14 protein-coding genes are annotated in these 14,512 nt (G+C 34.1%); 7 read left to right on the top strand and 7 right to left on the bottom strand.

The annotated features are described in order from the left end of the window. Positions 1 to 137 precede the first annotated feature (137 nt). From rplI to rpsF, 3 genes are read right to left on the bottom strand one after another with little or no spacing between them, the layout of a single operon-like run. Positions 138 to 584: a 50S ribosomal protein L9 gene (gene rplI, locus ICJ84_RS15930; protein ID WP_188217415.1), complete on the bottom strand. Its 447-nt coding sequence runs from the start codon at positions 582 to 584 to the stop codon at positions 138 to 140. A 13-nt stretch (positions 585 to 597) separates the two neighbouring features. Continuing rightward, positions 598 to 894 (bottom strand): 30S ribosomal protein S18, encoded by a 297-nt coding sequence (rpsR, locus tag ICJ84_RS15925; protein ID WP_188217414.1) that lies wholly within the window; start codon positions 892 to 894, stop codon positions 598 to 600. A 2-nt stretch (positions 895 to 896) separates the two neighbouring features. Next, positions 897 to 1,235, bottom strand: coding sequence for a 30S ribosomal protein S6 (rpsF, locus tag ICJ84_RS15920; RefSeq protein WP_188217413.1), 339 nt, complete (start codon positions 1,233 to 1,235; stop codon positions 897 to 899). Positions 1,236 to 1,448: 213 nt separating this feature from the next. Here rpsF and ICJ84_RS15915 point away from each other — a divergent pair, with 213 nt between their 5' ends. Then, positions 1,449 to 2,144 (top strand): LytR/AlgR family response regulator transcription factor, encoded by a 696-nt coding sequence (locus ICJ84_RS15915; RefSeq protein WP_188217412.1) that lies wholly within the window; start codon positions 1,449 to 1,451, stop codon positions 2,142 to 2,144. Positions 2,145 to 2,174: 30 nt separating this feature from the next. On the opposite strand, the gene priA is transcribed toward ICJ84_RS15915, so the two are convergent. From priA to nadC, 3 genes are all read right to left on the bottom strand, one after another. Beyond that, entirely contained in the window at positions 2,175 to 4,631 is a 2,457-nt protein-coding gene (priA, locus tag ICJ84_RS15910; RefSeq protein WP_188217411.1) for a replication restart helicase PriA, read from the bottom strand. Positions 4,632 to 4,637: 6 nt separating this feature from the next. Then, on the bottom strand, positions 4,638 to 5,576 hold the full coding sequence (locus ICJ84_RS15905) for a YihY/virulence factor BrkB family protein (protein ID WP_188217410.1): 939 nt from the start codon (positions 5,574 to 5,576) through the stop codon (positions 4,638 to 4,640). Positions 5,577 to 5,687: 111 nt separating this feature from the next. After that, positions 5,688 to 6,548: a carboxylating nicotinate-nucleotide diphosphorylase gene (gene nadC / locus ICJ84_RS15900; RefSeq protein WP_188217409.1), complete on the bottom strand. Its 861-nt coding sequence runs from the start codon at positions 6,546 to 6,548 to the stop codon at positions 5,688 to 5,690. A gap of 127 nt (positions 6,549 to 6,675) precedes the next feature. Here nadC and rlmH point away from each other — a divergent pair, with 127 nt between their 5' ends. Beyond that, the gene (rlmH, locus tag ICJ84_RS15895) at positions 6,676 to 7,149 is read left to right on the top strand and encodes a 23S rRNA (pseudouridine(1915)-N(3))-methyltransferase RlmH (protein ID WP_188217408.1); all 474 of its coding nucleotides are present in this window, start codon (positions 6,676 to 6,678) and stop codon (positions 7,147 to 7,149) included. A 2-nt stretch (positions 7,150 to 7,151) separates the two neighbouring features. On the opposite strand, the gene ICJ84_RS15890 is transcribed toward rlmH, so the two are convergent. Next, on the bottom strand, positions 7,152 to 7,451 hold the full coding sequence (locus tag ICJ84_RS15890) for an HPF/RaiA family ribosome-associated protein (RefSeq protein WP_188217407.1): 300 nt from the start codon (positions 7,449 to 7,451) through the stop codon (positions 7,152 to 7,154). Positions 7,452 to 7,573: 122 nt separating this feature from the next. Here ICJ84_RS15890 and ICJ84_RS15885 point away from each other — a divergent pair, with 122 nt between their 5' ends. The 5 genes from ICJ84_RS15885 to ICJ84_RS15865 all read left to right on the top strand — a co-directional run bounded on the left by ICJ84_RS15885 (position 7,574) and on the right by ICJ84_RS15865 (position 14,507). Then, positions 7,574 to 8,146 carry a non-canonical purine NTP diphosphatase gene (locus tag ICJ84_RS15885; protein WP_188217406.1) on the top strand — a complete coding sequence of 191 codons (573 nt, stop codon included), beginning with the start codon at positions 7,574 to 7,576 and terminating at the stop codon, positions 8,144 to 8,146. Between the two features lie 70 nt (positions 8,147 to 8,216). Continuing rightward, on the top strand, positions 8,217 to 10,439 hold the full coding sequence (locus ICJ84_RS15880; RefSeq protein ID WP_188217405.1) for a RelA/SpoT family protein: 2,223 nt from the start codon (positions 8,217 to 8,219) through the stop codon (positions 10,437 to 10,439). Between the two features lie 26 nt (positions 10,440 to 10,465). Then, positions 10,466 to 10,918, top strand: a complete 453-nt coding sequence (locus ICJ84_RS15875) for a Fur family transcriptional regulator (protein WP_188217404.1) — start codon at positions 10,466 to 10,468, stop codon at positions 10,916 to 10,918. A gap of 12 nt (positions 10,919 to 10,930) precedes the next feature. Beyond that, on the top strand, positions 10,931 to 12,208 hold the full coding sequence (locus tag ICJ84_RS15870) for an adenylosuccinate synthase (RefSeq protein WP_188217403.1): 1,278 nt from the start codon (positions 10,931 to 10,933) through the stop codon (positions 12,206 to 12,208). A 151-nt stretch (positions 12,209 to 12,359) separates the two neighbouring features. Next, positions 12,360 to 14,507 (top strand): OstA-like protein, encoded by a 2,148-nt coding sequence (locus ICJ84_RS15865; protein WP_241748776.1) that lies wholly within the window; start codon positions 12,360 to 12,362, stop codon positions 14,505 to 14,507. Positions 14,508 to 14,512 lie beyond the last annotated feature (5 nt).

The raw sequence follows: 14,512 nt of genomic DNA, 5'->3' as shown, positions 1-14,512 counted from the left end.
AGTTAATTATTAGAGTTAGTCATTTGATTTACAGTTAAAAGATAGGATAAAATAGGATAAAAAAAAAGCTATCCACGAATGGATAGCTTTTTCTATATTCTAAAGATGTTACTCTTTATTTTATTTTCACATGCAAATTAGTTAGCCTGAGCTACAACCTCAAATTCTAAATCTACATTTACTGTTCTGTGTAAACGGATACCAGCATTATATTTACCAGTACGTTTTACTGTAGCAACAGTAATGAATTTTTTCTCGATAGCGTGACCTTCTTTTTCTAAAGCTTCAGCTACGTCGATGTTGTTTACAGAACCAAATAATTTATCTCCTGCTCCTACTTTCGCTGCTATTTTAATTTCTAAAGCTTTTAATGCTTCAGCTAATTTGTTAGCATCATCAACTAATTTTTGTTCTTTAAAAGCTCTTTGCTTTAAGTTCTCTGCCAAAACTTTCTTTGCAGATACTGTAGCCAAAATAGCTTTTCCTTGAGGAATTAAAAAGTTTCTACCATAACCGTTCTTAACTGTTACAACATCGTCTTTAAATCCTAAATTTTCAACGTCTTGTTTTAATATAAGTTCCATTGTTATCGGTATTTTATTTTAATAAATCTGCTACGTATGGCATTAAAGCTAAGTGACGAGCTCTTTTTACAGCTACAGATACTTTTCTTTGATACTTTAATGAAGTTCCAGTTAAACGACGTGGTAAAATTTTACCTTGCTCGTTTACAAACTTTAATAAGAAATCTGGATCTTTGTAGTCTACGTATTTAATACCTGACTTTTTAAAACGACAATATTTTTTCGTTTTATTAGTGTCAATATTAAGCGGAGTTAAATATCTGATTTCTCCGTCTTTTTTCCCTTTAGATTGTTGCTCTATAGATGACATAATTACGCTTTTTGTTTTAGTTTTTCTCTTCTTCTCTCAGCCCAAGCCACAGCGTGCTTGTCTAAACTTACAGTTAAGTAACGCATAAAACGCTCATCACGTCTAAACTCTAATTCTAAAGCGTTGATTACTTCTCCTTCTACAGTATACTCAAATAAATGGTAGAATCCACTTTTTTTGTGTTGAATTGGGTAAGCTAATTTTTTTAGTCCCCAATCTTCTTTTGATACCATCTTTGCACCGTTAGAAACAAGAAAATCTTCGTATTTCTTTACTGTTTCCTTTATCTGGTCTTCAGACAAAACGGGATTCAAGATGAAAACAGTTTCATAATGATTCATAAAAATCGTTTTTAATGATTAAAAAATTGGGTGCAAAAATAACCATTAATTCCATATAAAACAACTATATTTAAAATCATTTTTTACTTTATATTTGTCGGCGAAAACAGCTGTTAAATATTTGTTAAAAAATACATTTTAACGATGTTTTTTGGTTTTTAGCGGATTTTTTCGTACTATTGTCGATATCTTAACCGAAATAATTGAAATGTTATGACTTTAAACTGTGTAGTAGTAGACGATTCAGCAATACAACGTCTTTCTATTGTTAAGTTAGTAGAGAATCACCCAAATCTTAACTTAATAGCAGAGTACAGTAGTGCTTTAGAAACCAAAAATGGTTTGAATACGCATCAGGTAGATCTAATTTTCTTAGATATTGAAATGCCTGTACTTAATGGTTTCGAGCTTTTAGACGTATTAAACAATAAACCTCAAATTATTTTCGTAACCGGTAAAACAGAATATGCTTTTAAAGCATTTAATTACGATGCTACCGATTACTTACACAAACCAATTACCAGGGAACGTTTTAATATATCTGTAGAAAAAGCTTTAGAACAACATAAGTTGATTCAGGATTTTAGCGAAGAAGAAGGCGAACACATCTTTGTTAAAAGCAATCTTAAAAAACGTAAAGTATATATTAAAGACATTAAATGGATAGAAGCTTTAGGTGACTATGTAAAATTAGTTACTGAAGAAACCAGCTTAGTGGTACTATCTACCATGAAATCTTTTGAAAAGGAATTACCTGAGAATAAATTCTTAAGAATTCACAAGTCTTATATTGTTAATCTGGATAAAATCGACAGGTACAACAGTAAAAATGTTGAAGTTGGTGCCTACGAAATTCCTTTAAGTAGAAACAAGAAGACACTTTTAGTAGACGCCTTAAATAATATTTAAGCCCCACAACTTAGTTAAGTCGTCTCTCTATTAAAAGTTATCAACATTTAAAACCACCTTAACTGAACGAAAATCTTTAATACTCAAGAAGCTATTGTTAATTTTAATGATAGCTTCTTTTGTTTTTGCTAAAGATTGTTTCTTCGGAATTTTAACCAATATATTTTTATGATATAAATTACGGATTCTCGCTACCGGCGGAGACTCTGGCCCTAAGACAAAATCTCCAAAGGCATTTCGCAACGATTTAGCATACCAGATGGAAGCATTCTCAACGTTTAAATAATCTTTATGCTTCAATGTTATTTTAATCTGTTTGTATATAGGCGGATATTTAAAATTATAACGCTCATCCATCTGCTCATTATACATACCCAAATAATCGTTCGTCGATACTTGCTGTAAAATATTATGATGCGGATTATATGTTTGAATCAATACTTTTCCGCGGACATCGGTTCGGCCTGCCCTACCAGCTACCTGAAGTATCAATTGAAAACTACGTTCATGTGCTCTGAAGTCTGGGAAGTTCAACATATTATCAGCATTCATAACACCTACCAGCTTCACATTTCTAAAATCCAATCCCTTAGTAAGCATTTGAGTCCCCACCAGAATATCGATTTCCTGCTGTTCTAAAGCCGTAATAATCTTTTCGTAACCATACTTACCTCGAGTAGTATCTAAATCCATTCGAGCTACTTTATAATCCGAAAACAAGGCTTTAACTTCGGTTTCTATCTGCTCAGTTCCAAAACCTTTGCTATCTACTTCCGGACTGCCACAGGCCATACAATTATTTTGCATCGCCATTACATACCCGCAATAATGACAACGTAATTGGTTTTTATATTGATGATACGTTAAACTCACATCGCAATTAGGACATTGTGGCGAATGCCCACAAGTATTACACTCGACAATTGGTGAAAAACCGCGACGATTTTGAAATAAAATCACCTGAAAACCTTCACTAAGTGCTTCGGTCATTTCATCAATCAATCGATCACTGAAATGCCCTTTCATACGCTTACGCTTCTGCTTATCCTTAATATCAACCAACTCCATGTCTGGCATCAAGACATTATTATATCGTTTAGTGATTTCAACTAAACCATATTTATTCTGCTTAGCATTGAAATAACTTTCTAAACTTGGTGTTGCCGAACCTAAAAGAGTTTTAGCCTGATAAAAATGCGCTAAAACAACAGCGGTATCTCTGGCATGGTAACGCGGTGCTGGATCAAATTGTTTAAACGACTGCTCATGCTCTTCGTCAACAATAATTAACCCGAGATTATTAAATGGCAAAAATATAGAAGAACGCGCTCCCAAAACCACCTGTGCTTTATTGCTATTGTTCAACACGTTATTCCAAACCTCAACCCGTTCGTGAGTTGAATATTTGGAATGATATACAGATACCTGCTCGCCAAAATAATTTTGAAGTCGGGCTATTAACTGTGTTGTTAAGGCTATTTCTGGCAATAGATATAATACTTGTTCACCACGACTTAAAGCTTCTTCAATTAACTTTACATAAACTTCTGTTTTTCCTGAAGATGTTACGCCATGAAGCAAAACAACCGACTGCGTTTTAAACGACGCTTTTATTTCAGTTAACGCTGTTTCCTGATACGTGTTTAGTCGCTTCGTCGATTCGTTATCATCATCACCTGCATACTCTACTCTATCGGTTTGAATGTAGTATTCTTCAAGAATTCCTTTATCAATTAAAGCTTTTATTATTGAAGACGATGCATCACTTGCCTTCGTTAAATCGGCTACCTTAATAGGCTTTTTAGTAGAAGCCGACAACGAAAACAGTGTCATAATGACTTTATGTTGTTTTGGTGCCCGACTTAAATCGTCTAACAACTGATGTAAATCGACTTCGGATGTGTAACTATTATGAAGCCTCACATAACGAACTAATTTGGGTTTATATTTTTCATAAACTTCCTCTTCAACCGTAATAACTTCTTTTTCAATTAAACGCTTAATAATTGGCAAGGCATTCTTAATTCCTAAAATATTAGAAATATCATGAATCTTTAACGACGACTGAAACTGCAAAGCATCAAAAACCAAAAACTCATCATCCTTTAAAACAGATTCATCAATTTCCTTTTCATTATTTTTTGTAATGATGGTCTCACTTTCTAAGATAAAAGCACTTGGCAAGGCGGCACGCATCACATCGCCTAGCGTACACATATAATAACTCGCAATCCACTGCCAAAGTTTTAATTGATTTTCGTTGAGGATTGGTGTTTCATCTAAAATCTGATGAATATCTTTTGCTTCGTAAATTTCAGGTGCTTCATTATGTATTTTATAAACAATACCAGTGTAAATTTTAGATTTACCAAACGGTACCGACACTCGCATACCTACTTTTAAAAAGTCAGATTCGGCCGCAGTTATACTGTATGTAAATAGTTTTTGTAACGGTACTGGAATAATAACATCAATAAAATGCTGCATGAATATTTAGCGTTTTCGAAGTTTGTTTAACGAGGCATTTAATTCGTAGCCCAAAAGTAAAATATTTGCGTTAAGCCACAGATAAAACAGCAAAATTAATAATGCTCCGATGGACCCGTACAACTTATTATACTGACTGAAATTTTCAATATAAATACCAAACAGAAACGAAGACACTATTATTAAAATGGTTGTAAATAAAGCCCCTATAGAAAAAAAACGAGAATGTCGTCCTTCTTTTGTTCCAAAATAATACAATGTTGCCGTGGCTATATACACCATTAATATGAAAAACACATATTTCACTACATTAAACCAAAACACACTCTGAGTCGCTACCTGATACCCTTTGTTTTCTAGTGTATCAAACAATCGTTGCACCACATAAATTTGAAAATACCCTAAAAATGCAATGGTTAAAATTAAGAGAAACGCTAGAATTAAGGCAACGCTAAGCGCATATAAATATTGTCGAAACACATTACGTGATAACTGCTCGTGATAGGAATTCTCAAAACCAGAAAACACCGCATTCACGCCATTTGCCATTAACAATAATGATAATACAAACACTGAAGACAATAATCCGCCACGTTGCGATTGATCGATATTTTCAAAAATATTCTGAAAGAAAAAATCGGACGTGGTCGGTGGCAAAAATGACTCTAAGAACTTTAAAAATTCAATTTTAAAATCGTCAATCGGCACATAAGGTATGATGAATAAAACGAATAATAAAAACGGAAAAAGCGCTGTAAAGAAACTGAACGCAATAGCACTGGCCCTGGTGGTTACTGCACCTTTAACTATACCCGTTATGTAGAGTTCTAATAAATCGTAAAACGACAAGCCTTCTAAACCTGGTAATTTAATTTTCTTAAAAAACCGAACAAAGACATTTATAACCGGAATGGTATCGAGTTTGTCTTCAATAGGTTTGGTCATTAATAACTTATTTTATCGTTTATAACAAAGTTATTAAAATAAAACATCAATACTTAAAAAAGTATTGATGTTTACAATTGTCTATATTTTCGGATTGTTTAAACGTTTAAACTACTTAATAGCTTTTAAACTTAAGTCCATGTTATGAACTGAATGTGTTAAGGCTCCACAAGAAATAAAATCAACGCCACACTCGGCATAGAAGCGAATGGTAGACTCATTGATATTACCTGAAGATTCCGTTAAACACTTGTCTCCAATCATTTTTACAGCCTTTCTGGTATCCTCGTAATCGAAGTTATCTAATAAAATTCGGTAAACGCCATCTAGCTGTAAGATTTCTTTAACCTCAACTAAATCTCTGGCTTCAACCATAATCTTCAAATCTCTTCCGGTTTCCTTTAAATACTGTTTAGTCATTTCAACAGCATTGGTAATACCTCCTGCAAAATCGATATGGTTATCTTTCAACATAATCATATCGTATAATGCGAATCTGTGATTCTCACCACCTCCTAATTTTACAGCCCATTTTTCCAATACACGAATCCCTGGTGTGGTTTTTCGGGTATCTAAAATGGTTGTATTCGTCCCTTTCACTAAATCGACATACATACGGGTTTTAGTTGCAATAGCACTCATACGTTGCATCGCATTTAAAACGGTGCGTTCTGCTTTCAAAATAGATCGCGACGGTCCTTCAACATACATTACCACATCTCCATAGGTCACTTCCGATCCGTCTTCAATAAGAACATCAAGTTTTAAACTTTTGTCTACATAAGCAAAAACCTTTTTAGCAAAGTTAACCCCACCGATAATACCCTTATCTTTTACTAATAATTTGGCTTTACCTCTGGCGGTTTCCGGAATACAAGCTAGGGAACTATGATCTCCATCTCCTACATCCTCTCTAATAGCATTGGCGATTATTGATTTGACTTCTTGATCAAACTGCTCTTGTGTTATCATAATTAATTGTTGGTTTGCAACAAAAATAATAAATTGATTTACTTTACTAAATTTTACATTTACGAATTTTTAAATTTTTAGCATTTAAATCCATATTTGATAAATAGTAAATAGTAATTTTGCGTTTATGACCATAAAATTGATTGCGATAGGCAAAACAGATAGCAAAAATCTGCAGGTACTTATAGACGATTATCAGAAGCGTTTAGGATTTTATATTAAATTTTCATTGGACATTATTCCTGATATTAAGAATGTAAAAAACCTAAGCGAAGCTCAGCAAAAAGTAAAAGAAGGTGAACTTATTTTAAGTAAACTCAGCAACACCGATGTTCTGATTTTATTAGATGAAAACGGAAAGCAATTCGATTCGGTAGCGTTTTCAGACTATTTACAAAAACATATGAATTCAGGCATCAAACAATTGGTATTTGTTATTGGCGGCCCTTACGGATTCTCAGACGACGTGTACCAAAAAGCAAATGGGAAAATATCACTTTCTAAAATGACATTTTCCCATCAAATGATTCGCTTATTTTTTATTGAACAGTTATACCGTGGTTATACGATTCTAAGAAACGAGCCGTATCACCACCGATAACATTAATACGTTTTCATAACTTCTTTTCGTTTTTCTAACTGTCGCTCTAAATCGCTAATTGTAGCGCGAACAGCAACCTCGAAGTTTTTTTCCATCGATGTCGCATATAAACGAGGCCCTGGGGCACTCAATTCTATATTACAAATTTTTCCCGTTTCATGCTCTTTTTCATCTATTTTAAAATAAACCGTCGCGCTGATTAAAAACTCATAACGGTTAAACATTTTACTTAGTTTTTCTTCTGTAAAAGCCGAAAGAGTTTCACTTACATCTACACCTACATATTGAAAATTTACAGTCATAATATATTGTTTTTATTAATACTCAAATTTAAGAGTATGGTTATTAAATTATATTGATTTTTGTCATGTAATATAATCTAATTAATCGTAATACTCTTATTTTTGAACCTAAAATTTAACGTATGAAATTGGTTTTCGCCACCAACAACCTCAACAAAGTAAAAGAAGTCCAAGCTTTAATTCCTGAGCACATCACCCTATTAAGTTTGGAGGATATTGATTGTCTTGAAGATATCCCTGAAAGTCAAAACACTATTGAAGGCAATGCTATTCAAAAAGCCGAATACATAAAAACCCATTACGGTTACGATTGTTTTGCAGACGATACTGGCTTGGAAGTTGAAGCTTTAAATGGTGAACCCGGCGTCTATTCAGCTCGTTATGCCGGTGAACAACGTGACGCAAATGACAATATGAATAAACTACTTTCTATCTTAGAAAATGAATCCAATAGACAAGCGCAGTTTAAAACCGTAATCGCACTGCATTTAGAAAACAAACTTCATACCTTTACCGGTATTTGTAAAGGAGAAATCACCAAAGAAAAGTATGGAGAAAAAGGATTTGGTTACGACCCTATTTTTAAACCCGAAGGCTATTCCGAGACATTCGCCGAACTCGATTTAAGCATTAAAAACAGTATAAGTCACCGTGGAAATGCAGTGGCGCAGCTGGTTAAATTTTTAAATTCGTAATCACAACAATCAACCTAAAAAAAGCAGAACTGCTATTGGTTGTTAATATTCTTTATGTTACTTTTAAGATATGACAGAGGAAGAAATAGAAAAAGAAAATGCAGCCATAACCAAGGCTTACAAAGAGTTACTTAAAGTTAGCTACACAACACTTACTGACGACGATAAAAAATTAATTCGTAAAGCTTTTGATGTTGCCTTAGACGGACATAAAGATCAGCGACGTAAATCTGGCGAAGCCTATATTTTTCATCCCATTGCTGTAGCTAAAATTGTTGCTCAGGAAATTGGATTAGATGCCACATCAATTGCCGCGGCCTTACTGCATGATGTAGTTGAAGATAGTCCCGATTACGAAATCGAGGACATCGAGCGTTTATTTGGTAAAACCGTAGCGACTATAGTTGCTGGTTTAACCAAGATTTCCTCATTAAGTAAAGAAAAAGATATGGATGTTTCGCTTCAAGCGGAAAACTTCCGTAAAATGCTTTTAACCCTTAACGACGACGTTCGTGTTATCATTATAAAAATTGCCGATCGTTTGCATAACATGCAAACCATGGATTCGATGCGTACTGATAAACAAGAAAAAATTGCATCGGAAACCTTATATATCTATGCCCCTCTGGCCCATCGTATCGGTCTGTACAATATAAAGACCCAATTAGAAGACTTAGGTCTTAAGTATACCGAGCCTGATGTGTATTTCGACATTCTTCATAAAATTAAAGAAAGTAAAGAAGAACAGGATTTATACATCGAACAGTTTAGTGATGTTATCAAGAAAACCTTAGATCGCGAACACTTAAATTATACGATTAAAGGCCGCCCAAAATCTATTTTTTCCATCAGAAGAAAAATGATTAAACAGGGCGTTACATTTGATGAAGTTTACGATAAATTTGCGATTCGTATCATTTATAAAAGTGATGCTGCTAACGAAAAGTTCCTGGCCTGGAAAATTTATTCCATCGTTACTGATCACTTCCGCCCTAACCCAATTCGTTTACGCGACTGGATTTCCTCACCTAAAACCACAGGTTATGAGGCTCTTCATATTACCGTAATGGGACCAAAAGGTCGTTGGGTTGAAGTGCAGATTCGTAGTGAGCGTATGGATGAAATTGCCGAAAAAGGCTACGCTGCTCACTACAAATACAAACAAGCAGACGAAAAAGAAGACAGCCTTGAAGATTGGATAAACAAACTTCAGGAAGCTTTGGAAAACCCAGAAACCAATGCGGTTGACTTTGTTGAACAGTTTAAACTCAACTTATATTCTAAAGAAATATTCGTTTTCACCCCTGCCGGAGAATTAAAATCTTTACCAAAAGGTGCTACACCAATCGATTTTGCCTTCAGTATTCATACCGAAGTTGGCATGAAAACTCGCGGAGCTAAAGTCAATGGTAAACTGGTACCTTTGAGCTACGAACTAAAAAGTGGCGATCAGGTGAGTATTTTAACTTCCGAAAGTGCAAAACCTACCGCAAACTGGTTAGATTATGCCACTACGGCGCGTTCGAGAAGTAAAATTAAATCGGCCTTACGTGAAGACAAAAAACAAATTGGCGAAGATGGTAAAGAACTTCTTAAACGAAAACTAAAGCAATTAAAAATTACGCTTAATGAGGCTTCTATAAACGAACTGGTAAATTATTTTAAACTTAAAACCAGCTTAGATTTATTTTATCGCGTGGGTATTGGCACCATAGACAATACCATGTTAAAGGATTTTGCATCCTCTAGAAGCAATACCTTAATGAATTTCATTAAGAGTAAAATTACCAGAAAACCAACACATATCAGTAAGGAAGAATTAGAAAAAGAAGAAGTTACTTCTAATTATGATTTACTGGTATTTGGCAAGGAAGAAGAAAAACTGGATTACAAACTATCAACCTGTTGCAACCCTATTCCTGGTGATGATGTATTTGGATTCTTAACCGTTTCAGAAGGCATCAAAGTTCATAAGAAGAACTGTCCGAATGCCCTGAGTTTACAATCGAATTACGCCTATAGAATTATGCCTGCCAAATGGATTGATTCTTCGCAGCAGGAATTCTTAGCAACGATTATTATTACCGGTATCGACCACATAGGACTAGTAAACGATGTCACCAAAATCATTTCTGAAAATATGCACGTTAACATGAAGAGCATCAGTTTTGAAAGTCACGACGGTATTTTCTCAGGAAAAATCAACGTAATCGTCAAGAACAATACCCTCTTGAAAAAGTTATTAGAAAAACTTCGAAAAATTAATGGTATAGATAAGGTTACTAGAGTGTAAAAAAAGTGTAAATTTGCAACGAAATTATGAATGCAAACGCAGAGACAAAAAATCAAGAAATAGTAAAAAGTGTTTTTACTAACTTTTTAGAAACCAACGGACACCGTAAAACGCCCGAACGGTATGCTATATTACAAGAGATTTACAATAACAAAGAACATTTTGATATTGAGTCTCTGTACCTTAATATGAAAAATAAAAAGTATCGTGTATCTCGCGCTACGCTTTATAACACCATAGAATTACTTCTGGAATGTGGTTTGGTTAGAAAACACCAGTTTGGTCAAAATCAAGCACATTACGAAAAATCATATTTCGATAGACAACATGACCACGTAATCTTAACCGATACTGGAGAAGTTATAGAATTTTGTGACCCAAGAATTCAGTCTATCAAAAAAACTATCGAAGAAGTTTTCGATATCGAAATTAATAATCATTCACTTTATTTCTACGGAAATAGAAAAGCAACTAAATAATTTATATTTAAAATGGCAGTAGATTTACTACTAGGATTACAATGGGGTGACGAAGGCAAAGGGAAAATTGTTGACGTACTTACCTCTAACTACGACATTATTGCGCGTTTTCAAGGTGGACCAAATGCAGGACACACTTTAGTTTTTAACGGTAAAAAACACGTTTTACATACCATTCCTTCTGGGATTTTCCATGAAGACACTATTAATTTAGTTGGTAACGGTGTGGTTATAGACCCTGTAATTTTTAAAGGCGAGCTAGACAAATTAGCAGAGCAAAATGTTGATTACAAAAAATCTTTAGTAATATCTCGCAAAGCACATATTATTTTACCAACGCACCGTTTATTAGATGCGGCTAGCGAAGCTTCAAAAGGTAAAGCTAAAATTGGTTCTACTTTAAAAGGTATCGGACCAACTTACATGGATAAAACCGGACGTAACGGTATTCGTGTTGGTGATTTAGAATTAAGTGATTGGCAAGAACGTTACAGATCGTTAGCTGATAAGCACGAATCTATGATTGCGTTTTACGATGCAAAAATTGAATATAATTTAGAAGAATTAGAAGCTGAATTCTTCAAAGCTGTCGAAGTTTTAAAAACATTAACATTTATTGATTCTGAAGAATACGTTTACCAAGCGCAAAAATTGGGTAAAACTATTTTAGCTGAAGGAGCTCAGGGGTCTCTATTAGATATCGACTTTGGAACCTATCCATTCGTAACTTCAAGTAACACGACTGCTGCTGGTTCTTGTACTGGTTTAGGTGTGGCACCAAATCAAATTGGTGAAGTATTCGGTATTTTTAAAGCGTACACTACACGTGTAGGTTCAGGGCCATTCCCTACGGAATTATTCGATGAAGATGGTGAGACTATGAGCCGTGTTGGTAACGAGTTTGGTGCTACAACAGGTCGTGCAAGACGTTGTGGTTGGTTAGACCTTGTAGCTTTAAAATATGCTTGTCAGGTTAACGGTGTTACGCAGTTAATGATGATGAAAGGTGACGTGCTTTCTGGTTTTAAAACCTTAAAAGTATGTACCGCTTACAAATATAAAGGAGACGTTATTAAACATTTCCCTTACAATATCGACCCTGAAAATGTAGAACCAATCTACACTGAAGTTGAAGGTTGGGCAGAAGATTTAACCGAAATGTCGGATGCTTCTCAAATGCCTAAAGCATTAAACGATTACATCGAGTTCTTAGAAAAAGAATTAGAAATTCCGATTACTATCGTTTCCGTAGGACCGGATAGAAAACAAACAATTTTCAGAAGTAAATAATTCATTTTATTTCTTTCCGAAATAAAAAAGACCACTTATTAAGTGGTCTTTTTTCGTTTAATAGATGCTATTAAAATATTTTGGAGCGTTTTTTGTACCAAAACAATTAAACTTTAGAAATATCGTTATTTTTGCTACAAACTTTTTAATCTTGAAAAATTCAAACCCTATATACCTATTACTCTTCTTATCTTCTTTCTTAGCTACATTAAATGTATTTGCTCAAGATAAAAGACAAATAGATATTAAATACTCTGGAAGACTCAATCGTGATGAAGTAAATTATCCTGGAGCTACGATTTTAACAAGAGACGACTCTCAGCAAGTTCATTTATACCATAACGGAACAGATTTATGGTGTGATAAGGCTATTAGATACGGGAAAGAAAATTTTATTGAAGCCTATGGAAATGTAAAAATGATTCAGGGTGACACCATAAATATGTCTGCCAAATACATTGAATATAGTGGTATTTCTGAATTAGCTTTTGCAAGCGGTGAAGTCGTTTTAAAAGACCCAAATACTACTATTTCAAGCGACACATTGTATTTCGACCGAATTAATCAAGTTGCATTTTATAAAAGTGGTGGTTTAGTTGAAGTAGATACATCGGGTACAATCACTAGTAAAGTTGGGCGCTATTTAATGCAAGAAAAAAAACATCGCTTTACAGAAAATGTAGTTTTAACAAGTGATGATGCCGTTATAAATTCTGATTACTTCGATTTTTATTCAGATACTGAAGACGCCTATTTATATGGTCCTTCAACAATAGTCACCGAAACCAGCAAAACCTACTGTGAAAAAGGTTTTTATAATGTAAAACAAAAAATAGGCTACGCTGTTAAAAACTCCAGAATCGATTACGACAACCGTATTATTGAAGGAGATAGTTTGTACTTCGATAATAACATTAATTTTGCTTCGGCTACCAACAATATAAAGGTTACCGACACAATAAACAAAACCATTATTAAAGGGCATTACGCCGAAGTTTTTAAAGAAAAGGATTCCTTATTCATAACAAAACGGGCATTAGCAGCAACCAAACAGGAGAATGACTCGATATACATGCACGCCGATAAAATTATGGTGACAGGAAAACCGGACGAACGTATTTTAAGAGCCTATTACAACGCTAAAATTTTTAAAACGGATTTAAGCGGAAAAGCCGATTCCATTCACTCGAATCAAAAAACAGGTTTAACGCAACTTATCAACTTAAATCGTTTGGCAACTCTGGATAAATTTTCCACCAAACGACGTCCAATTATGTGGAATATCGAAAGTCAAATGACCGGCGACACCATTCACCTGTTTTCAAATACAAAAACAGAAAAACTGGATTCGCTTCTTGTTTTCAATAATGCATTTATCATCAGTAAAGACACCTTAAGCGATGATGGTTATAACCAAATTAATGGACTAAAGTTACTTGGACAATTTGATGATGAAAACCAATTACGCACTGTTGATATTACCAAAAATGCGCAATCTATTTTTTACGTCCGCAATGACAAACAGGAATTAGTAGGAATTGACAAAGCAAAATCCGGAAGTATTTCTATTCTATTCGCTAATGGCGATATTGAAGAATATACCAGATTTAATCAGGTGGATGGCACACTACCTCCAGAATCCAAATATCTTGACAAGGACAAACACCTCAAAGGTTTTGACTGGCGCGAAGATGAACGTCCGCAAACAGTGGAAGATTTATTTGAGGAAGATGCACCACTAATTCTTCCCACAATCCAAGGTCTTGAAGATTATATACCTGAAGATGATTTCTTTAATGATGAAATGATGGAGAGGATTAATATGGCAGGAAAAGGAATATCAAGTAACCTTTTACAATCTTCTAATGATTTCCTATCAGATAAATGGAAGAAAAACCTTATTATGGTTGATATAATTCAAGATTCCAGTTCTAAACAATTCAAATTAAAATTTTCAAAAGATAGTTTTTCAAAAAACCTCGTGATAAAAGGATACAATATTGGTTTTATTTATCAATTGATATCTGTTAAACCAAACAAGTATAAATTCTCTATTTTTCTAAAAGGTAAAGGCAAAATTATCATAGGTCTAAGACGATCGTCTAATAATGGAGAGTATTATGGAACTAATAAAATAAGTTTAACACAAGATTGGGTTCGATATGAAGTAGTAGGAAAAAAACAAGATGATGGAGATGATTTAATGATTATAATTAGTAGTATTGATTCAAGTGAAATTGTCTTTTTAAAAGATGCCAATGTGACAGAAATCCAAGAAACACCAGAATCAAAAGAATAATTCAG

Source organism: Aestuariibaculum suncheonense (assembly GCF_014596935.1).
GTDB classification, from domain to species: Bacteria; Bacteroidota; Bacteroidia; order Flavobacteriales; family Flavobacteriaceae; genus Aestuariibaculum; species Aestuariibaculum suncheonense.
The sequence above is the reverse complement of the archived record's forward strand: the minus strand, read 5'-3'. Positions and strand labels throughout refer to the sequence as shown.